Origin of the sequence: Micromonospora sp. KC606, assembly GCF_004348675.1 — a bacterium.
In the GTDB taxonomy this organism is placed as follows: domain Bacteria; phylum Actinomycetota; class Actinomycetes; order Mycobacteriales; family Micromonosporaceae; genus Micromonospora.
Genome location: NZ_SMKN01000022.1, coordinates 26,184 through 46,834, shown reverse-complemented (window position 1 = coordinate 46,834; position 20,651 = coordinate 26,184). Strand labels below are relative to the sequence as shown.

The following is a 20,651-nucleotide window of genomic DNA, read 5'->3' as shown; positions in this document are numbered from 1 at the left end:
GTCGTGGTGGGCGGGGTGGTGTCGCGCGGTGGGAAGCGCAGGATCCGGTCGTCGGTGGCGGCCGGTGATCCGCGCCCGTCACGGTTGCTGGTGGTGACCCAGAGCCAGCCGTCCGGTCCGTACTCGACGGTCCGCAGGCGTCCGTACGTGCCGACGAGCTCGGCGACCGGGGTGCCGACGCCGGCGCCATTGAGCGGCACGTTCCACAACCGGGCGCCGCGCAGGGCGGCCACGAAGAGCCGGTTCCCGGCCACCGCCGCGCCGCTGGGGGAGGCCTGGGCGGGCGACCAGACCAGCAGCGGGTCACGGAACCGGGGGTCGTTGCCCCGGCCTTCGACCGTCGGCCAGCCGTAGTTGCCGCCGGCGACGATCAGGTTCACCTCGTCCCAGGTGTTCTGCCCGAACTCGGTGGCGAGCAGCCGACCCTGGGCGTCCCAGGCCAGGCCCTGCACGTTGCGGTGGCCGAGACTGTAGACCAGGGAGCCGGGGAAGGGGTTGTCCGGCGGAGCCGAACCATCCGGCCGCATCCGCAGGATCTTGCCGTTGCGGCTCTGCGGGTTCTGCGCGGTGGCCGTCTGCCCGGCGTCGCCGACTCCCGCGTACAGCATCCCGTCCGGACCGAACGCGATCCGGCCGCCGTTGTGAATGCTGGCCCGGGCCAGTCCGGTGAGGACCGGCTGCTGGGTCTGCGGCGCCGTGGGCCGGAAGCGGACGATTCGGTTGTCCGAGGTGGTGGTCAGGTAGACGTAGACGTAGCCGTCCTGGGCGTACGTGGGGGAGACTGCCAGGCCGAGCAGGCCGCCCTCCCCACCGGCGGCGACGCCGGAGATCTGGGCCACCGGCTCCGGGGGCTGTCCCGGCCGCACCCGGAGGACCTGACCGGAGTTCCGTAGCGCCACCAGGGCGCTGCCGTCGGGCAGGAAGTCCATTCCCCAGGGCACGGTCAGGCCGGTGGCGACGACCTCCGGTCGGGTGAAATCGAAGTCACCGACCGCGAGTGCATCGTTGGCTGCTGTCGGGAATTCAGCCGGCGCGGTTCCGGCGAGCGCGCCGGCTCCGACACCGGCGATCGTCAAACCGGTGACGACCGCTGTCACCACCATCGATCGCATGCGCACGACGACCACCTCCGAGAGAGTGATTTTCGTAAATATAATCGATAGTGGGTCGACGCGCAGGGGAGGTGGCGTCACCGATGGCCGGCGGAGCGCATGCCGCCTCGCTCGCCGTCCGGCGTCCACTGACCTGCCGCCTGCCCCTGCGCCGTCCGGCAGGCCGGCGGACCGGGCTGTCACGCTGCCTGTCGCAGGTTGGCGTAGAGTGTCCATGCCAGCGCTCTCTGCCCCGCTGAGACGTGCACCGCCACGGGTGCCGGGAGAGACGGCCGGGCATCAGGATGCCCCGGTCCGCCACGGACCGGGGCGACCAACGGGGCAGGTGGGTGCGAGATGGCGATACGCGGTCCGGCGATGACCGATGTGGCCCGTCTCGCCGGCGTCTCCCATCAAACGGTGTCGCGGGTGCTCAACAAGCACCCCTACGTCCGCGAGCAGACCCGGCTGCGGGTCGAGGCCGCCATCGTCGAACTCGGCTACCGGCCCAACCGGGCGGCCCGCGCCCTGGTCACCGGCCGCTCGCAGGTGATCGGCGTGGTCGCGCAGAACACCACCCTATACGGGCCGGCCTCCCTGCTGGCGGCCCTGGAACAGGTCGCGGCCGAAGCCGGGTTCGCCGTCAGCGTGGGCAGCGTTCGCGACCTGGACCATCGTTCGATCTCGGCGGTGGTGGAGCGGCACCTGATGCACGGGGTCGCCGGCATCGTGGTGATCGCGCCGGTCGAGTCGGCCGGCGCGGCGCTGGAGCGTCTCCCGAAGGAGGTGCCGCTGGTCACCGTCGACGGCGACCCGCGGGGGTCGGTCCCGCTGGTGACGGTCGACCAGGCGGCCGGGGCGCGGGAGGCCACCCGGCACCTGCTCGACGCGGGGCACCGCACGGTCTGGCATGTGTCCGGGCCGGCGGACTGGTTCGACAGCGCCGGCCGAATCCAGGGCTGGCGGGAGGCGCTGCTGGCGGCGGGGGCGGAGGTGCCGGCACCGGTGCCGGCGGACTGGTCCGCGGCCTCGGGGTACCGGTGCGGGCAGATGCTGGCGCGGATGCCGGAGGTCACCGCCGTGTTCACCGCCAACGACCACCTCGCGCTCGGTGTGCTGCGTGCCATGCACGAGTACGGCCGACGGGTGCCGGCCGAGATCAGCGTGGTGGGCTTCGACGACGTGCCGGAGGCCGCCTACTTCATCCCGCCGTTGACCACGGTGCGGCCGGGCTTCGCGGCGGTGGCCCGGGCGAGCCTCGACCTGCTGCTGACCCAGATCGAGGGCGCCGCCGGCGGCGAGCTGCGCCAGACCATCGCCCCCATCCTGGTCGCCCGGAACAGTGTCGCCGCACCGCCCGGCTGATCGACGTGGGTTCGCGCCCGCCAATGACGGCTTTCCATTGCCCCCGGCCCTGTTACGAGACCGTGACGTAGAGATTTCGACGCAGCCGTTGACGAGCCGTTTGTGAGCGCTAACACTCACCCCGGAAGTGTTACCGGTGCGGCCCGGCCGTCGGTGGGAGTTCTGAGAGGAGCAAGCCTGTGAGCAGGAAATTCCTGGTCGCTGTCGGTAGCGCCGCGCTGGCGCTGACCCTGGCGGCCTGCGGTGGTGAGGGCGCCGGAAGTGGCGGCGACACCAGTGACAAGAAGCCCAGCGAGCTGACGATCGGCGTCTCGATGCCGACGCAGACTTCGGAGCGGTGGATCGCGGACGGCAACGCCGTGAAGCAGAAGCTCGAGTCGAAGGGGTACAAGGTCGACCTGCAGTACGCGGGCGACGACATCCCCACCCAGTCCCAGCAGGTCGATCAGATGATCACCCGGGGCGCGGACGTGCTGGTGATCGCGGCGATCGACGGCACGGCGCTGTCCAGCCAGCTGCAGACGGCGGCCGACGCGAAGATCCCGGTCATCGCGTACGACCGGCTGATCCGGGACAGCAAGAACGTCGACTTCTACGTCAGCTTCGACAACTACAAGGTCGGCACCGCCCAGGCGACCGCCCTGCTGGTCGGCCTCGGCCTGCAGAACAAGGACGGGTCGAAGGGCACCGCGACCGGGCCGTTCAACGTCGAGCTCTTCGCCGGCTCGCTGGACGACAACAACGCCCACTTCTTCTTCAACGGCGCGATGGACACGCTCAAGCCGTACATCGACAACAAGTCGCTGGTGGTCAAGTCGGGCCAGACGAAGATCGAGCAGGTGGCGACCCTGCGCTGGCAGCAGGAGACCGCGCAGAAGCGCATGGAGGACCTGCTCACCTCCAGCTACAACGACGGCGCGAAGGTCGACGGGGTCCTGTCTCCGTACGACGGTCTGTCGCGCGGGATCATCACCGCCCTGCAGAACGCCGGGTACGGCGGCGCCGGCAAGAAGATGCCGGTGGTCACCGGCCAGGACGCGGAGATCGCGTCGGTCAAGCTGATCAACGACGGCGTGCAGGGTTCCACGATCTTCAAGGACACCCGCCTGCTGGCCGAGCAGGCCGCGGTCGCGGCCGAGGCGTACCTCCAGGGCAAGGAGCCGCAGGCCAACGACGTCAAGACGTACGACAACGGGGTCAAGGTCGTCCCGTCGTTCCTCCTGCCGGTCCAGACGGTCTACAAGGACGACATCAAGCCGGTCCTGATCGACTCCGGCTACTGGTCGGCCGAAGAGGTCGCCGCGGGCCAGGCCAAGGGCTGACCCCTCCCGTGCGGGCCCGGTGACCACGGCCGCCGGGCCCGCACCCCATGTCGCAGCACGACCCAGATCGACGATCAGGACGATGACCATGGACGACACCATCCTCGAGATGCGGGGCATCACGAAGAGGTTTCCCGGGGTGACGGCCCTCCAGGACGTCTCCCTCGCGGTACGGCGGGGGGAGATCCACGCCATCTGCGGTGAGAACGGCGCCGGCAAGTCCACCCTGATGAAGGTGCTCTCGGGTGTCTACCCGTCGGGCTCCTACGACGGGGAGGTCATCTTCGATGGCAAGCCGGTGCACTTCCGCGGCATCAGGGACAGCGAGGCCCACGGCATCGTCATCATCCACCAGGAACTCGCCCTGGTGCCGTACCTGTCGACCGCCGAGAACATCTTCCTCGGCAACGAACGGCGCGGGCGCGGCGGGTTGATCGACTGGAACCGCGCCAACGCCGACGCCGCAGCCCTGCTGGAGTCCGTCGGGCTGCGTGAGAACCCGGTCACCCCGGTCATCCAGCTCGGCGTCGGCAAACAGCAACTGGTGGAGATCGCCAAGGCGCTGTCCAAGCAGGTGAAACTGCTCATCCTCGACGAGCCGACCGCGGCCCTCAACGACGTCGACTCGGCGCACCTGCTCGCCCTGCTGCGCCGGCTGCGGGAGCGGGGCATCACCTGCATCATGATCTCTCACAAGCTCAACGAGATCACCGCGATCGCCGACTCCACCACCGTCATCCGGGACGGCCGCACGGTGGAGACGCTCGACATGCGCTCCGGCGAGGTGACCCAGGAGCGGATCATCCGGGGCATGGTCGGCCGCGACCTCGACAGCTTCTACCCCGACCGGGTGTCGAATCCGGGCGAGGAGGTGCTACGCATCGAGGACTGGAGCGTACGGCACCCGACCCAGGACCGTCTGGTGGTCGAGCGCGTCGATCTGCACGTCCGGGCCGGAGAGGTGGTCGGCATCGCCGGACTCATGGGAGCCGGCCGCACCGAACTGGCCATGAGCGTGTTCGGCCGATCGTACGGGCGCGACGTCCGGGGCCGCCTGTTCGTCCGGGGCCGGGAGGTGAGGGCCCGTACCGTGGCCGAGGCGATCGACAACGGCATCGCCTACGTCACCGAGGACCGCAAGCGTTTCGGCCTCAACCTCATCGACGACATCCGCCGCAACGTCTCCGCCGCCGCGCTCGGCAAGCTCGCGCGGCTGGGCTGGGTGAACGGCAACGAGGAAATCAAGGTCGCCGAGCAGAGTCGGCGCGACCTGAACATCAAGACACCGAGCGTGATGGCCGTGGTCGGCAAGCTCTCCGGCGGCAACCAGCAGAAGGTGGTGCTGTCGAAGTGGTTGTTCACCGATCCGGACGTGCTGATCCTGGACGAGCCGACGCGCGGCATCGACGTCGGAGCGAAGTTTGAGATCTACACGATCATCAACCGGCTCGTGGCCGACGGGAAGGCGGTGATCGTCATCTCCTCGGAGCTGCCGGAACTGCTCGGAATGTGCGACCGGATCTACACCCTCTCCGCCGGACGGATCACCGGTGAGATGCCGATCGGTATGGCGACACAGGAGAACCTCATGGAGCTCATGACGAAGGACAAGGAGCCCGTCGGATGACCAGCACCAAGAACCCCTCGACGCGGCCCACCGCCTCCGCCGACAGCGCCCCCGCCATGGCCCTGCACACCGGGACCAGCGACGTGCGGACGCTGCTGATGAGCAACCTGCGGCAGAGCGGCATCTACGTCGCGCTTGTCGTCATCGTCGCGCTCTTCGCGATCCTGACCGACGGTGTCTCGTTGAGCCCCGGCAACATCACGAACATCATCCTGCAGTACTCATACATCCTGGTGCTCGCGATCGGCATGGTCATCGTGATCATCGGTGGTCACATCGACCTGTCGGTGGGGTCGGTGGTCGCGCTCACCGGTTCGGTCTCCGCCGTGCTCGTCATCCGGCAGGGGCAACCGTGGTGGGTCGGCATCCTGGCCGCGCTGGCCGTCGGTGTCGCGGTCGGCGCCTGGCACGGTTTCTGGGTGGCCTACGTCGGGATTCCGGCGTTCATCGTGACCCTGGCCGGCATGCTGCTGTTCCGCGGGCTCACCCTGCGGGTGCTCGACAACATCTCGCTGTCGCCGTTCCCGGCGGAGTACCAGCAGGTCGCGGCCGGTTTCCTCAACGGACTCATCGGCGGGCAGGGCTACGACGCCTTCACCCTGCTCATCGGGGCCCTCGCGGTGGCCGGGTACGCGGTCAGCGGCTTCCGCACCCGCCTCGCCCGCATCCGGTACCAGCAGCCTGTCGAGTCGTTCCCGCTGTTCGTCGCCCGGGTGGTCGCGGTCGGCGCCGTCATCATGTACTTCGCCTGGCAGTTGGCCCACGCCCGGGGACTGCCGATCGTGCTGATCATCCTCGCGGCCCTCGTCCTCGTGTACGGGCTGCTCACCCGGCGCACCGTCTTCGGCCGCCAGGTCTACGCGATCGGCGGCAACCTGTCGGCGGCGACGCTGTCGGGGGTGAAGGTCAAGACGGTCAATTTCTGGATGTTCGTCAACATGGGCTTCCTGGCGGCCATCGCCGGGGTCATCTACTCCTCCCGTTCCAACGGCGCGCAGCCGGCCGCCGGGAACATGTTCGAACTCGACGCGATCGCGGCGGCGTTCATCGGCGGCGCGGCGGTGACCGGCGGGGTCGGCACGGTCGTCGGTGCCATGGTCGGTGGCCTGATCATGGCGGTGATGAGCAACGGGATGCAGCTCATGGGCGTGGACCAGTCGTTGCAGTCGGTGGTGAAGGGACTCGTGCTGCTCATCGCCGTCGCGTTCGACGTCTGGAACAAGCGCCGGGCAGGCACCGCCCGCTGACGCCGTACGCCAAGGGGGGCAGGACCGGCCGGGTCCTGCCCCCCTTGGCGTGTACGGCCGACCGATACCACCGGCAGAAGGGCCGGCGCACCCCGTCTGTCTCCGGGGGTGCGCCGGCCCTTCTGCCGGTTGCGCAGCGTCTTCCCTCGTCGTCCTAGGCCCCGGCCCGTGGATTGGCTAATATATTTACATCCTTGATCCTTAAAACGTTTCACGGCAGAGCTGACCTCCGGCCCGGCGGACGACTGCACCGGCATGGCACCCGCTGGGCCGCCATCGGCCATGCCCGCCTCCCCGCTGAGGCCGGCATCGATTCAGGAGACCGAATGCGTCCTCGCAGCAGATCCCGTCGCGGACTGGCCGCGACATCAGGTGCACTGATGGCGGCTGTCTGCGCCATCGCCGTGCCCGTGTCATCCATCCCGGCGTCGGCCGACCCCGGTCGGACCGGTTCGGCCCGCGTCCAACTGGAGCACCTCGACCGCGGACTGGTGGCCGCGACCACCAGCAACGGCGTCTTCCTCAGCTGGCGCCTGCTCGGGCACGAGGTAACCGGTTCCACCGCCAGCGGCATGACCGGGGCGAACTTCCACGTGTACCGCGACGGCAGGCGGATCGCGACGGTCACCGACAGCACCAACTACCTGGACGGGGCCGGCACGTCCACGGCCACGTACCGGGTGGCGGCGGTCGTCGGGGGGCACGAGGTCGACCGGAGCGCGACCGTGACCGCCTGGTCCGACGCCTTCCGCGACCTGCCGCTGCGCAAACCGGCCGACGGCGTCACCCCGGCCGGGGAGAGCTACACGTACTCGGCGGGCGACCTGAGCGTCGGCGACGTGGACGGCGACGGCCAGTACGAGTACATCGTCAAGTGGGATCCGTCGAACGCCAAGGACGTCTCGCAGGTCGGCTACACCGGCAACGTCCTCATCGACGCGTACGAGCTGGACGGCACGCTGCTGTACCGCGTCGACCTCGGGGTCAACATCCGCGCCGGCGCGCACTACACCCAGTTCCTGGTCTACGACTTCGACGGCGACGGCCGGTCCGAGATGATGTTCAAGACCGCGCCGGGCACGAAGATCACCAGGTACGGCAAGAAGGGCAACGTCGTCTCCGAGCGGTACATCACGCTGCCGAAGAAGGACGTCCGGGCGGGCGTCTCGCACACCGACGACTACCGCCTCAGCCGGACCGACTACTACGCCCACGTCGTGCGGATGTTCCGGCAGTGGCACCAACACCCCGAGGTGGTGGCCGGGCGTTGGCCCGCCACCCTGGAGCAGGCCTTCGGCATCGAGCCGCGCTACCAGTACCCGCTGTCGCAGGAGCACGCGCAGGCCCTCGCGGACCACTTCATGGACGTGTACGCCCCCAGCCGCAGCAGCCGCAACAACCTGCGGGCGTTCGAGGGCTTCATCCTGCACGGGCCCGAGTACCTCACCGTCTTCGACGGCGCCACCGGACGGGACCTGCACACCATCGACTACAAGCCCGGGCGGCACGACGACGGCCTCATGTGGGGCGACTACGCGATGGGGCGCATCGAGCCGGGCAACCGGGTGGACCGGTTCCTCTCCGGCGTGGCGTACCTCGACGGCCGGCGTCCGTCGGCGGTCTTCGCCCGCGGCTACTACACGCGCTCGACGCTCGTCGCCTACGGCTGGGATGGCAGGCGGTTGACGCAGAACTGGTATGTCGACAGTGGTTGGACGCCCATGACCAACCCGTTCAACGACGGCCCGCACGGCCGGGACGGCACCGACCCGCAGTTCGGCACGATCACGACCCAGGGCCAGCACTCGCTGAGCGCGGCCGACGTGGACGCCGACGGCAAGCAGGAGATCGTCTACGGTGGGGCCACCATCGACCATGACGGCACCCTGCTGTACAGCTCGTTCGGGCAGATGCCGCCGGGGAGCGGCGCCCCCGGCACGTCGGCCCGGATCGGCCACGGCGACGCCATGCACGTGACCGACATCGACCCGAACCGCCCGGGGTTGGAGATGTACCAGGTGCACGAGGGCGGGCGGTGGGCGCCGTACGGCTACACCCTGCGCGACGGCGCCACCGGCCAACTGATCTACGGTGGCTACACCGGTGTGGACACCGGTCGCGGCATGATCGGTGACGTCGTCCCCGAGCACCCCGGTCTGGAGACCTGGTGCTCGCAGCCCTCCGGGTCGATCAGCGGCATCGGGCTACGCGGTGCGGACGGGGCGAGCCTCGGTGACCGGGTGCCCGGCACCAACCAGAGCATCAAATGGGCCGCCGACATGACGACCCAGATCGTCGGCGGGTCGCAGGAGGTCACGCCGACCATCGGCGACTGGCGGCGCGGCACCCTGCTCACCGCGGAGGGGACCCGCACCAACAACCACACGAAGGGGAACCCCGGCCTCGTCGCCGACATCTTCGGCGACTGGCGGGAGGAGATGCTCGTGCGGACCGCGGACAGCTCGGCGATCCGGATCTACCTGAGCACCGAGGTGACCAACCGCAAGCTGTACACCCTCATGCACGATCCGCAGTACCGCGCCGAGGTGGCCCGGCAGCAGACCACGTACAACCAGCCCTCGTACCCGAGCTTCTACCTCGGCTCGGACATCAACTGGTCCCAGGTGCCGGTGCCGAAGATCTGGGCGCCGGGCAGCGTCGCCGCGCTCGGCGACCAGTTCGACACGCAGATCCGCGCGGGCGAGGTGTTCGGCCCGGTGGTGTTGCGGCTGAAGGTGGCCCTCGTCGAGGCCGAGTACCACCTCGACCAGGGCCGGCAGGCCGCGGCGGCCCGGGCGCTGGAGCGTTTCGTCCGGGACCTCGGGCAGGTCAAGCGCCCGAGCCACATCTCCGGCGCCGCGTACACGGCGCTCACCCACCAGGCCGGGGCCGTGATCGCGATGCTGTCCTGACCGGCAGGCCGGGAGGGCCGTCACGGCCCTCCCGGCCTGCCGCACGTCCTGCACACGTCACTTCATCGAGGCCGCGACCTCGACGGCCTCGGCCATGGTGAGCTGGCCCTCGAGCCGGTAGCTGACACCCGCGTCATCCCAGACCAGGGTCGGGGCCGCCAGCCGGGCGCTCTCCACCCGGACCACACCGTCCCGGTCCACGTAGGACACCGGGTGCGGGCCGCCGATCCAGATCGCCTGCCGCTCGCCGACCTGCACCCACTCCGTCCCCGGCCCGCCGGCCTGCTTGAAGAAGACCGGGTCGAGGCGACCGTCGAAGGCGTCGAGGCGCAGCGCGCCGCCCCGGTAGAGCAGGGTCGCCACCCGGTGGCTGCCGTTGCTGTCCGGATCGGCCACCAGCACCTGCTCGGGCGCGCCCAGCCTCGCCGGCATCCGGATCGGGAACCGCACCGCACGCTGCGCCTCGTCGAACCCGGCCGGTCGCTGTGCGGGCAACGGCGACGGGGAACCGGTCGGCATCACCGGCGCGGACGACGTGCTGATGGTGATCCCGGCGAAGCGCAGCAGACCCGCCACGGCGTCGGCGATTGCGGCCCGGCCTGGTGGCAGCACCGCGACCACCAGCGCGGCCAGCGCCACCGCGACCGGGTACCGCCACCGCCACCGGCGCCGCTTCGGCGCGGCGAGCCGCGCGTGTACCCGGGTCGCCACCTCGGGCGGGTCGGGAGCCTCCAGCCAGGCCGACAGCTCCCGCAACTCGCGTTCCAGGTCATCCACGGCTGACCTCCTCGACGGCGAGCAGGCCGCGCAGCTTGGCAAGCGCCCGGGACGTCCGCGACTTCACCGTGCCACGCGGCCACCCCAGCATCGTGACCGTCTCGTCCTCGTTCAGATCGAGAAAGTACCGGCAGACGATCACCTCCCGGTCCTTGACCGGAAGCAGGCGCAGGGCCCGCACCAGCGCGGCGCGGCGTTCCCCGGCAAGGACGCTGCCGACCGCGACGTCCTCGGCGATCTCCGAGTGCGGGTTCGCCGTCGCGGCCCTCAGCACGAGCCCGTCGCGCCGGCCGCGCGACCGGTGCAGGTTGCGCGTCTCGTTGGCCACGATCGCCAGCAGCCAGGAGCGGAAGGACGACTCCCCGCGGTACCGGGAGAGCCTGCGGTACCCCTTCACGAACGCCTCCTGGATGACGTCGTCCGCGTCCGAGCCCGCACCGAGCAGCGTCGCCGTCCGGTGCGCGGACGCGGTGTACCGGGCGACCAGGAACCCGTACGCCTCCAGGTCACCGGCCTGAGCGCGGGTGACAGCCTCGTCGTCGTCCAGGGCAACCTCCGGTTCGATCACACTGGTGACACCGCCTGCGGGGCGCGGGTTCCATCCGGTCGGAACCCGGGTGGCGCCGACGGTGTCACCGGAGCATGATGGCGAACACGAACCTCTCGCGTCGCACCGTACTGACCGCACTCGCCGGGTCCGGTGTCGCAGCGTTCGTCGGGTGCGAGCCGGCCCGACGTCCCGGCGCGGTGCCCTCCGCGGCGATTCCCGACCCGTTGCTGGTCGACCTCGACGGCGGGGTCGGCGTGCTGCGCGGCACCGACCGGGAGACGATCCCGCACGCCGTCGCCGCCGCCGACGGGCGGGTGCTCCACGCGACCGCCCCCGAAGGGGCCGACACGGCCCTCTGGCGGCTCGACGTCACAACCGGCCGTACCTCCGACCGTGTCACCCTGCCCGGGCGCTGGGTGCCGCAGACCGTCTCCACCGACGGCGCCAACGTGGCCCTGACCCCGGACGCGGTGAGTGTCACCGCCGAACGGCCCGGCCCTCGGGACACCACGCCTGTGCTGGTCGTCAACGCCACCGGGATCCGCCACCGGCTCCGGTTGCCGGGCAACATCGTGCCGGAGGCGTTCACCGCCGACCAGTCCGGGCTCTTCGTGCTGGAGTGGCTGCCGGCGCACGCCCCGGACCGCTACCGGGTTCGCGTCGTCGACCTCGCCACCGGCACCTCCGGTCCGTTGTCCACCCGGGACAAGGGGCCGATCCCGGCCGGCGCGGAGGAGGAGATGCGCGGCGACGGGCGCCAGGCGGTCCTCGCGCCGGACCGTGCCACCCTCTACACGCTCTACACCCACCAGCCCGACCACCAGCACACCCGTGATCTGGTGAGCGGACGGCCGGGCAACGTGCACGCGTTCGTGCACACGCTGCACCTCGGCGAGCGGTGGGCGTACTGCGTCGATCTGCCGCACCCGTTCGGCGAGGGGCCGGCGAACGGGCACGCCATGGCGCTCAGCCCGGACGGCGGACGGCTCCTGGTCATCGACGTCACCTCGGGCGCCGTCGCGGAGATCTCCACCGAGGAGTTGACGGTGCGCCGCACCGCCACGCTGGCCCGTGGCACCGGCCCCGCCTACGCGGTGGCCGACCGCGACCGCCTGTTCCTCGGCGTCGGCGCCACCCTGCGGACCGTGGACCTCGCGGGCCTCGGCGTCGCCGCCGAGTGGTCCGTCCGTGACCCGATCACCGGCCTGGTCCGCGGCCCCGACGGCGTGCGCCTCTATGTGGGGCAGAACGGCGCCGCGAGCTGGCACGACCCCGCCACCGGCAAGGAGCTCGGTCGCGCCACCGTACCCGGGCTGGTGGGCCTGCGCGCCCCGGTCAGCCCGGTCTGACGGTGCGCGCCGGGGTTCGGTCGGGCGGCGCGGGGACGCCATGAGGTGGCGAGGGTGGCGGGGACTGCGATCAGGAGCAGACGAACCTCCGACGGCCCGCGGCCCACTGGCCCGCGTCGCCGCCAAGGGCGGCGGAGCTGCTGTGCCACCTGGCCGCGCTGGCGGTGCGGTCGCGCCGGTCGCGGCGGCGGTGACCGAGGTGATCAGGGCGGTTCAGGCCGCCTGAGCCGGCGCACCGATGGGCGCGGTTACGTTCCGGGACGGCGCGTGGCGGGGGCCGTCCCCGGCGTGATCGTCCGGTCTCCGCTCAGCCGCCGCGGGCGAACAGGGCCAGGCGTACCCGGTTGGGGCTGTTGGTCTTGGCCATCAGGTTGGTGATGTGGGTCTTGACCGTGGTGACGCCGATGTGCAGGCGGTCGGCGATCTCCGTGTTCGACAGGCCCTCGGCGACCAGGTCGAGCACGTCCCGCTCGCGTGCGGTCAGTCCCGCGGTCGGTTGCGGTGTCTCGGCGCGGGCGTGTACGGCCCGCTGGACCAGGCGCTGGAGCACCTCCTGGCTGAACGGGCTGGCACCCGCTGCGGCTCGGCGGATGCCGTCGATCAGGTCGGCAGGCGGCGCGTCCTTGAGCAGGAACCCGCAGGCGCCGGCGGTCAGTGCCGGATAGAGGTGGTCGTCGTCGCCGAAGGTGGTCAGGACCAGGACGCGGGTGGCGGGCCGGTCGGCGAGGATGCGGCTGGTCGCGGTGATCCCGTCGACCGCCGGCATGCGCAGGTCCATGACGACGACGTCGGGGACGAGCCGCGTGGCGAGGGAGATCGCCTCGCGCCCGTTGTCGGCCTCGCCGACGATCTCGATGTCGGGTTGGGCTTCGCAGAGCATGCGCAGGCCCGCGCGGATGAGGTGCTGGTCGTCGACCAGCAGGACGCGGATCACGCCGGTTCCGGTGCGCGCGGGCCGGCCGGCACCGTGCCGTCGCGCCACGCCGAAAGGGCTGGGCCGGCGGTGGCCGGTGGCGTGGAGGCAGGCACCGGGGCCGGGAGGACGGCGGAGGCGCGCCATCCGGCGCCGGTGGGCCCGACGTCCAGCCGGCCCCCGAGGAGGTCGACGCGCTCGCGCATGCCGGTGATGCCGTGCCCGCCGCCGGGCGGCACCGCCGCCAGCACCGAGCCCCGCCCGTTGTCCGAAACCTCCCAGTGGACGGCCCGGTCCACCACCGACACCGACAGCCGGGACCGCGCGGATGTGCCCGCATGTTTGACCACGTTGGTCAACGCCTCCTGAGTCAGCCGCAGCACCGCCAGGCCCCGGACCGCGTCCAGCGAGCCGACCGCCGGGTCGATGTCGGCCTCCACCGTGACGCCGGCCTGGCGGGCCCGGTCGACCGCCGCGCCGAGTGCCGCCGGCAGCGCCGACGGCTCGATCGCGGTCAGCGCCGCGTCACTCCGGACGACGTCGGGGTCGCGCAGGACCGCGACCAGCCGGCGCAGATCCGCCAGCGCCGCGGTTCCCGTGCTGTGCACGTCGTCGAACACCGCGCCCACCCGTGGGTCCAGGTCGGTGAAGACGTGCCGGGTCACGCCGACACGCAACACCATCGACGCCACATGATGCGCGACCACGTCGTGCAGCTCGCGGGCGATGGCGCTGCGCTCGTCGGCGCGCGCGGCGCGGTTGTCCGCCTCGCGCCGGCGCTGCTCCTCCCTGGTTCGCTCCTCGGCCTGCCGGCCGAGTTCCCGGGTGGTCCGGATGACCATACCGAGCAGCAGCGGCAGGCCGGCCTTCACCGCGAGCCCGATGACGCCGGCGGCGAAGTGTCGGAACGTGCCGCCGACCGAGGCGGACAGGACGACCGTCGCCAGTACCCCGGCGGCCAACCAGACGGTCCTCGGTCGGCGCGCGCACATGGTCACTTCGAGCAAGGCCCAACTGGCGCCCGCCTGGTTGATCGTCGTGTCGTCGATGACGCCGATCGCCACCGCCAGCAGCGTGGTCTGCGCCACCAGATTGATCAGTGGCCGGCGGTGCGCCACCAGCCCGACGCTGAACGCGGCCACGGCGAGAACCCACTGCTGCGCTGCCGGTTGCTCTCCGGCCTGGGTGCCGAAGAGCAGGTAGCCGACTCCGCTGAGGTTGAGCAGCAGGACCCGCACCAGCCCTTCGCGCGCGTCGAACAGCCGCCCCGCCCAGCCCACGGGCTCAGCCTAGGGGTTGCGGTTTGGTGCCAGGAGCCTCGGGCAGAGCCCACCTGACGCGCACCGCGAGGTATGTCGCCAGCCCAATCGGCCCGAGCAGGATCGTCAGCACCAGCACCGGGGCCATGATCAGCGCCGGTATCCTTCGTTCCCGGCTGTCGAGCCACGCCCAGCGGCCGACGAACAGATCGAACCCGACCATGTGCGCCCAGGCCGCCGCGGCACCGTCGGCGCTGCCCAGAAGGTCACGCACCCCCTCCAGGGTCGGCGACATCACCGCCGGCAGCACGTCGCCGATCGCCGGTATCACCAGCATCCCGTAGATCACCAGAACCGGCAGCACGATCAGCGGCGACCTGACGACCCGCCCGGTCCAGGACCAGTGCGGCAGCAGGATCATCAGCACCCAGAACGGCGCGGCCACCGCGAAGGCCAGCGTGAACAAGCCCCCGGTCATACGGCCGCCGCCAGTTCCGGACTACGGCGGCGAGCCACGACGAGGCTGGTCGCGGTCGCGGTCGCCGCCAACAGGGCCACCCCGGCGGCGACCGTGGACAGGTCCGGTCGCAGCAGCGGCTGCCCGCGCAGCGCCTGCCAGGTCAACAGCAATATGAGTCCGCCGTACGCCGCGCCGCCGACGACCAGCAGACGCACGTGGGTGCGCTCATCGAGCCACGACCCGAGGAAACGGGTCAGCAGGATCGCCAGGACCGGCAGCAACTGCATGGCGTGCAGTCCCACGAAGTGCCCGATGCGCAGATCCCCGCCGGTGGTGTTCCACCCCACCAGCGGCAGGCCGGGCCCACCGTCCGGCACGCCCACGCTGTGTGCCCCGGTGATCCCGTCGGCCGTCGGGCGGGACCGCACCATCGGGAACGCCACCAGCATTCCCAGCAGCGACAGGCCGAGCCCCAGCCCCACGGCGTACGTGGTGACCCGGTCCGTGGTTGGCCGGCGCAGCAGCACGATCGCGATGACCACGTGCGCGGCGAACAGCACGGTGATCGCCGCCCCCATCACCCGCCACAGGGCGGCGTCCAGTGGGGTCGTGACATTGAAGTGACTGGCGGTGCCGCGGAGCACCTGCACGACGATCACCAGCATCTCGACCAGCGCCATCGCGACGACGACGGTGGCCGACCATTCGACGACCCGGCTGCGTCGTGGCAGGTGGGAGAGCATCCAGGCGAGAGTGGCGCCGTAGAGCGCGAGGGACACGGAGAACTTGAACGGCTTGAGCCAGATCGGCCCGCCGGAGAGCACACGTGGGTCGGCGAGGACGCCGACAGCGGAGACGACGGCGAGCGCCGCCATCGCCGAGACGAGAACCGTCAGTGGGCGGGGCCAGGGCGCCGCCCGGGGCAACTGGGTGGTCATACCGCAGATGTTCGTGAACCCGCACCCGGTGCGCGCCCGACCTCAAGCCTCGGTTGCGGCCGGCGGTCGGAGCGCCGCCTCCTCCTCTGGAAGGAGCCGGCGCACCTCGCGGAGCGGGAGGAGCCGGCGCACCTCGCGGAGCCGCGGATCGGCAAAGGACAGCCAGGAGGCGGCGGTGGTCAGGCAACCGCCGGTGCGTCCGCACAACCGGCGGGTGCGCGCCCGGTCGGCAGGGCATGGTAGGTGCATGACGACCTCGACCCCGAGCGCCCCGCATTCCGGTGCCGAACATTCCGCCGCGCCGCAACCGCTGCCCCAGACGCTGCTGTTGTTGGGGGCCACCGGTGACCTGGCCGGGCGCCTGCTGCTGCCCGGTCTGGGCCGGCTGGTGGCCGACGGCGCCCAGCCCCACCTCATCCTGATCGGCAGCGGCCGGGACGACTGGGACGACGAGCGGTGGCGTCGCCGGGTGGCCGACTCCTTCGCGACGGTGGGTGCCGACGGGCCCCGGGAGGCCGAGTTGATCCGCGCCTCCCGTTACCTGCCCGCCGACGTCACCCGGGAGGAGGACCTGCGTCGGCTGCTGGCCGCCTGCCACGGTCAGCTGGTGATCTTCTTCGCCCTGCCCCCGACGGTCACCGCCCGGACCGCCGCCGCGCTGTCCCAAATCGGTCTGCCGCCGGGCACCCGGCTGATGCTGGAGAAACCGTTCGGCACGGACGCCGTCTCGGCGCGGTCGCTCAACGACATCCTGGCCCGGCTCGTGCCGGAGGAGCAGGTGCACCGCATCGACCACTTTCTCGGCAAATCCACGGTGGTGAACATCCTCGGGCTGCGTTTCGCCAACCGGATCTTCGAACCGGTGCTCACCTCCGCGCACGTGGCGTGCGTGGACATCGTTTTCGACGAAACCCTGGGACTCGCGGGCCGGGCCGGCTACTACGACGACGCGGGCGCGCTCATCGACATGGTGCAGAGTCATCTGCTGCAGGTTCTCGCGCTGATCGCGATGGACCCGCCGCCCACCCTCGAAGCCCGGGACCTGCGCGGACGCAAGGCGCAGGTACTACGGGCCACCCGGGTGTGGGACGACGACCCACCGAGGTGGAGCAGGCGGGCCCGGTACACGGCAGGCAAGATCGCGGGGCGGCGGATGCCCGCGTACGTCGACGAGCCGGGCATCGACCCGGCCCGCCAGACCGAGACCCTCGCCGAGGTGGTGCTGGCGGTGGACACCTGGCGCTGGGCGGGGGTGCCGTTCCGGCTCCGTTCCGGCAAGGCGCTGTCCGGCAGACGCAAGGAGGCCGTCATCACGTTCAAGCAGCCACCCCGGGTGCCCTCCGGGCTGAGCGGGTACGACCAGCCGGACCGGTTGCGGATCGGCTTCGGCCCGGACCAGTTGGGCCTCGACGTGAACATCAACGGCCCGGGCAACCCGATGGAGTTGGACCAGGTGCATCTGGTGGCCGACTTCGGGCCGGGCGAACTGCCGCCGTACGGCGAGGTGCTGCGCGGCGCCTTCGAGGGCGACCCCACGCTGTCGGTGCGGGGTGACACCGCCGAGGAGTGCTGGCGCATCGTGGAGCCGGTACTCGAGGCATGGCGGGCGGGAGTGGTGCCGTTGCAGGAGTATCCGGCGGGCAGCCGAGGACCGGATGACTCCCTTTTGGCGCCGTTGCCCGGCGAGCGGCGGTGACCGGGGTGCACGACCGAGGGCGCGTCCACCCCGCCGACACCCGTCAGTACACGTACACGCTCTGCGACGCGAAGTTGATCGAGCTGTAGGAGCCCGACGGCATGATCGTGTAGGAGGAGCCCGTGCAGTTCTGGTTGGCGTACAGCCTGGCGGGCTGGCTGGCGGTGTTTCGGGCGGACTTCACCCGGCCGCCGCCCCAGCCGTGCGCGGCGAGGTCCACGCAGGTTCCCGTGGACGGGTTGAGGGCCTGCACGGTGAACCGGTTTCCCTGGTACGCCTCCTGGTCCCAGGCGCACAACGTGCGGACGAAACCGCACGAGCTGTCGGCGGCCCGGGCCGTGCCCGAGGCGGCGGTGCCGCTCGCGCCCGCGGTGACGACGAGCGCCACGGCCGACAGCGCGCCCACCGTGAGTGATCTCCGTACGAACATGCTGATCACAACCCTTTCACCTGGTTGCCGGGGCGTCACCCGTTCACGACAGGAACCCGCCCCGCCCCACCGGCCCGCGACGGGTCGGTGCGGAGCGGGGCGTGGTGACGTCTGGACCCGTGCGAGTGGCATCGACTCCAACCTATTTCTTGGCATCCCGGCAGGCATCTCCTGACGTGCGGTCACCCGGCCCGGGTTCCTGCCGCCTGGATCGCACCAGCTGACCGCTCGACGGTGTCGTCGCGGCGTACGCGGGTGTCGTCACGGGTACGCGGACCGGGGCCCGGCACACGCGGTGCCAGGCCCCGGGCTCGCGCCGGTTCGACGATGTCAGCGGACGTGGATGTCGGGTTGCGGCGGGGTGCTCATGCCGTTGCCGAGGAAGAAGCTGGTGTGCGGCGGCTGGTTGTAGGCGGTGTTCTGCCAGGCGATCGCGACCCGGTACTGGGCGTCGTGCATCAGGGTGTAGATCCGCCGGTCGGTTTGGATGGGCGTGGCGTAGATGCGCAGCGCGGCGTTGTCGTCACGGGGGAGGATGATCTCCTCCCGCCAGTCGCCGAACAGGTCTCCGGAGAGCGACGGGGTGGACTTGGTGCCGTTGATGGAGTGCGCGCCGGAGGCGGTGAGCAGGCGGGTGTCGCCGCCGGTGCCGTACTTGGCGACCTGGTTGCCGTTCAGCAGTTCCCGCACCGGATCGCCGTCCCACCAGGCCAGGAAGTTGTATGACGACGGGTTGCGGCCGACCGAGCCACCGGAGGCGTTGAACAGGTTGCCCAACCCGGTGCCGCTGCCCCAGAACTCGCCGCCGGCGTTGCCGGCGTGTATGTCGCCGGCGACGCCGCGGGCGGGCCCCTCGCAGTTGCAGGTGTTGTTCTTCTGCATGATGACGCTGCCGTTGTTGGCGTCGCGGAGCGTGGCGGCGGCGCCGGAGCTCTGCTCGTGGATCATCCAGATTTCCTGGCCGGCACGGCTGGGCACGAAGTCGCTCACGTGCAGGGCGTCGCCGTGGGCGTAGAAGCTGGTGGTGTATCGGCCGGTGCCGTTGGCGTTGATGGTCATGCCGCCGTAGACGACCTCGTCGGTGCCGTTGCCGTCGACATCGGCGATGGAGAGCGAGTGCGCACCCCGGCCCGTCCACTGCCTGCCGGCGTTGCCGGAGTCGAACTTCCAGCGCAGGGTCAGCGCGCCGTTGCGGAAGTCCCACGCCGCGACCGTGCTCTTCTCGTAGTAGCCGCGAGCCATGATCACGCTGGGCCGCTGCCCGTCCAGGTAGGCGGTGCCGGCCAGGAACCGGTCACCCCGGTTGCCCTTGCAGTCACCCCAGTCGCAGATGTTGCCGCGGGCGGGCTCGAAGTTCACCGTGGACAGCACCGCGCCGGTGAGCCCGTTGAACATGGTGAGGTACTCGGGGCCGGTGATGATGTACCCGTCGGAGTTGCGGTGCAGGGCGCTGCCGTTGCCGATCACCTGGCCGGTGCCGGAGACGGTGCCGTCGCCGGTCTTGACGGCCAGCTCGGCGCGGCCGTCGCCGTCGTAGTCGTAGACCTGGAACTGGGTGTAGTGCGCGCCGGCCCGGATGTTGCGACCCAGGTCGATGCGCCACAGCCGCTGCCCGTTGAGCCGGTACGCGTCGATGTAGACGTTGCTGGTGACGCCGGACTGCGCGTTGTCCTTCTGGTTGCTCGGATCCCACTTCAGGAAAATCTCGTACTGGCCGTCGCCGTCCGCGTCACCGACGCTGGCGTCCCCGGCGGTGTAGTTGCTGCCCGGCCGGGAGATCGGCACGTCCAGGTGGTTGCCGCCGGCGAAGCGCAGCGACGGCGCGGACGCCGGCTGCTCAGCCCCGTTCACGATCGCCCGGACGGTGTACGAGGCGTCGGACGGCGCACCGGAGTCCAGCAAGTTGGTCGAGTTGGTGATGGGCGCGGAGTTCACCTTCGTCGAGCCCCGGTACACGTTGAACCCGGTCGAGAGGGACTCATACCCGAGCAGCCGCCACGACACCAGGTTCCCCGACCCGGACCGCACGCTGATCACGCCGCGGTCGAGGTCCTCCATCTGCTTGCCCGATCCGGTGGGCGGCGGTGTCGTGGGCGGCGTGCCACCGATTTCGAAGTCCAGGTAGTCGATGTTGGCCAGGCCGTTGGCGGTGGTCGGGGACAGCCGGATGGTGTTGCTGCCCGCGTTCACCGCGACGGTGAGTGTCTTGGTGGCCCACGTGGACCAGGCGCCGGTGGCGTCGAACGCGGCGCCAGAGTGGGCGACGGTGCCGTTGACCAGCACGTCCGCCGGACGGTTGGCGGACGCGCCGTTGGCGTACCGGATGCCGATGCTGGCTGTGCCGGCGGTGGAGGCGGTCACCGTGAACTGCGCCGCCGCGCCGACCGCGCCGTTGCCGTTGCAGAATCCGCTGCCGGAGAACCCGGTGTGGTTCGAGTCGATCGAGCCGTCGCAGGTGGCTGGTGAAGTTTCGGCCTCGTAACGGGTCGCCGCCGCGACGGCCACCGTCGCGGTGAGGGCACCCGCGCCGGCTACCGTCAGCGCGGTGCCGGCGGCGAGCAGCGCGAGGCGCTGTCTACGTGAAAGCATGATTGCGCTCCAGGGGACGTGAATCGAACCGGTTTCGAGACGGGGATGGTCGGCGGATCCGCCCGGCTGACCGCCGCCACCGCCCGCCCATGACCCATTGCCACCGCGCCCGACCTGCCGCCCGGA

General features: G+C 71.0%; 16 protein-coding genes. 7 read left to right on the top strand and 9 right to left on the bottom strand.

Going from position 1 to position 20,651, the window contains the following annotated elements; genetic code table 11:
• The coding region (locus E1193_RS08270) for a PQQ-dependent sugar dehydrogenase (protein WP_243707416.1) at window positions 1-1,112 on the bottom strand (1,112 nt) is incomplete at its 3' end.
• 336 nt (window positions 1,113-1,448) lie between these two features.
• Between E1193_RS08270 and E1193_RS08265 the strand changes: the two genes are divergently transcribed.
• From E1193_RS08265 to E1193_RS33715, 5 genes are all read left to right on the top strand, one after another.
• A complete protein-coding gene (locus E1193_RS08265; protein WP_243707412.1) occupies window positions 1,449-2,456 on the top strand; it encodes a LacI family DNA-binding transcriptional regulator in 1,008 nt (335 codons plus the stop codon).
• 179 nt (window positions 2,457-2,635) lie between these two features.
• A complete protein-coding gene (chvE, locus tag E1193_RS08260) occupies window positions 2,636-3,778 on the top strand; it encodes a multiple monosaccharide ABC transporter substrate-binding protein (protein ID WP_132181805.1) in 1,143 nt (380 codons plus the stop codon).
• An 88-nt stretch (window positions 3,779-3,866) separates the two neighbouring features.
• On the top strand, window positions 3,867-5,405 hold the full coding sequence (mmsA, locus tag E1193_RS08255) for a multiple monosaccharide ABC transporter ATP-binding protein (RefSeq protein ID WP_132181813.1): 1,539 nt from the start codon (window positions 3,867-3,869) through the stop codon (window positions 5,403-5,405).
• Window positions 5,402-6,652 carry a multiple monosaccharide ABC transporter permease gene (mmsB, locus tag E1193_RS08250; protein ID WP_132181803.1) on the top strand — a complete coding sequence of 417 codons (1,251 nt, stop codon included), beginning with the start codon at window positions 5,402-5,404 and terminating at the stop codon, window positions 6,650-6,652. The genes mmsA and mmsB overlap by 4 nt, the downstream gene beginning before the upstream one ends.
• A 380-nt stretch (window positions 6,653-7,032) precedes the next feature.
• On the top strand, window positions 7,033-9,564 hold the full coding sequence (locus E1193_RS33715; protein ID WP_207922625.1) for a rhamnogalacturonan lyase: 2,532 nt from the start codon (window positions 7,033-7,035) through the stop codon (window positions 9,562-9,564).
• Window positions 9,565-9,621: 57 nt separating this feature from the next.
• Here E1193_RS33715 and E1193_RS08240 read toward each other — a convergent pair whose 3' ends face one another.
• Window positions 9,622-10,341 (bottom strand): hypothetical protein, encoded by a 720-nt coding sequence (locus E1193_RS08240; protein WP_132181799.1) that lies wholly within the window; start codon window positions 10,339-10,341, stop codon window positions 9,622-9,624.
• On the bottom strand, window positions 10,334-10,909 hold the full coding sequence (locus E1193_RS08235) for an RNA polymerase sigma factor (protein ID WP_243707409.1): 576 nt from the start codon (window positions 10,907-10,909) through the stop codon (window positions 10,334-10,336). Before E1193_RS08235 ends, E1193_RS08240 begins: the two co-directional genes overlap by 8 nt.
• A gap of 77 nt (window positions 10,910-10,986) precedes the next feature.
• Between E1193_RS08235 and E1193_RS08230 the strand changes: the two genes are divergently transcribed.
• Entirely contained in the window at window positions 10,987-12,240 is a 1,254-nt protein-coding gene (locus tag E1193_RS08230; protein WP_132181797.1) for a hypothetical protein, read from the top strand.
• Window positions 12,241-12,547: 307 nt separating this feature from the next.
• Here the strand turns inward: E1193_RS08230 and E1193_RS08225 are convergent, their stop codons facing one another.
• The 4 genes from E1193_RS08225 to E1193_RS08210 are packed head-to-tail and all read right to left on the bottom strand — an operon-like array spanning window position 12,548 to window position 15,810.
• On the bottom strand, window positions 12,548-13,174 hold the full coding sequence (locus tag E1193_RS08225) for a response regulator transcription factor (protein ID WP_132181795.1): 627 nt from the start codon (window positions 13,172-13,174) through the stop codon (window positions 12,548-12,550).
• Entirely contained in the window at window positions 13,171-14,433 is a 1,263-nt protein-coding gene (locus E1193_RS08220; RefSeq protein ID WP_132181793.1) for a histidine kinase, read from the bottom strand. Before E1193_RS08220 ends, E1193_RS08225 begins: the two co-directional genes overlap by 4 nt.
• A 4-nt stretch (window positions 14,434-14,437) precedes the next feature.
• A complete protein-coding gene (locus E1193_RS08215; protein WP_132181791.1) occupies window positions 14,438-14,890 on the bottom strand; it encodes an ABA4-like family protein in 453 nt (150 codons plus the stop codon).
• Window positions 14,887-15,810 carry a hypothetical protein gene (locus tag E1193_RS08210; protein WP_132181789.1) on the bottom strand — a complete coding sequence of 308 codons (924 nt, stop codon included), beginning with the start codon at window positions 15,808-15,810 and terminating at the stop codon, window positions 14,887-14,889. The genes E1193_RS08215 and E1193_RS08210 overlap by 4 nt, the downstream gene beginning before the upstream one ends.
• Window positions 15,811-16,057: 247 nt before the next feature.
• On the opposite strand from E1193_RS08210, the gene E1193_RS08205 reads away from it, so the two are divergent.
• Complete coding sequence (locus E1193_RS08205; RefSeq protein ID WP_132181787.1) at window positions 16,058-17,506, top strand: glucose-6-phosphate dehydrogenase; 1,449 nt, start codon at window positions 16,058-16,060, stop codon at window positions 17,504-17,506.
• Between the two features lie 43 nt (window positions 17,507-17,549).
• Here the strand turns inward: E1193_RS08205 and E1193_RS08200 are convergent, their stop codons facing one another.
• Both E1193_RS08200 and E1193_RS08195 read right to left on the bottom strand, forming a co-directional pair.
• On the bottom strand, window positions 17,550-17,936 hold the full coding sequence (locus E1193_RS08200; RefSeq protein ID WP_165945678.1) for a peptidase inhibitor family I36 protein: 387 nt from the start codon (window positions 17,934-17,936) through the stop codon (window positions 17,550-17,552).
• 330 nt (window positions 17,937-18,266) lie between these two features.
• Window positions 18,267-20,525, bottom strand: coding sequence for a carbohydrate-binding protein (locus E1193_RS08195; RefSeq protein WP_132181783.1), 2,259 nt, complete (start codon window positions 20,523-20,525; stop codon window positions 18,267-18,269).
• Window positions 20,526-20,651: the final 126 nt, after the last annotated feature.

Coding starts and splice junctions, on each gene's coding strand:
- E1193_RS08265 (WP_243707412.1), top strand. CDS start 1,449: ATGGCGATACGCGGTCCGGCGATGACCGATGTGGCCCGTCTCGCCGGC.
- mmsA (WP_132181813.1), top strand. CDS start 3,867: ATGGACGACACCATCCTCGAGATGCGGGGCATCACGAAGAGGTTTCCC.
- mmsB (WP_132181803.1), top strand. CDS start 5,402: ATGACCAGCACCAAGAACCCCTCGACGCGGCCCACCGCCTCCGCCGAC.
- E1193_RS33715 (WP_207922625.1), top strand. CDS start 7,033: ATGGCGGCTGTCTGCGCCATCGCCGTGCCCGTGTCATCCATCCCGGCG.
- E1193_RS08230 (WP_132181797.1), top strand. CDS start 10,987: ATGGCGAACACGAACCTCTCGCGTCGCACCGTACTGACCGCACTCGCC.
- E1193_RS08215 (WP_132181791.1), bottom strand. CDS start 14,890: ATGACCGGGGGCTTGTTCACGCTGGCCTTCGCGGTGGCCGCGCCGTTC.
- E1193_RS08210 (WP_132181789.1), bottom strand. CDS start 15,810: ATGACCACCCAGTTGCCCCGGGCGGCGCCCTGGCCCCGCCCACTGACG.
- E1193_RS08205 (WP_132181787.1), top strand. CDS start 16,058: ATGACGACCTCGACCCCGAGCGCCCCGCATTCCGGTGCCGAACATTCC.
- E1193_RS08200 (WP_165945678.1), bottom strand. CDS start 17,936: ATGTTCGTACGGAGATCACTCACGGTGGGCGCGCTGTCGGCCGTGGCG.
- E1193_RS08195 (WP_132181783.1), bottom strand. CDS start 20,525: ATGCTTTCACGTAGACAGCGCCTCGCGCTGCTCGCCGCCGGCACCGCG.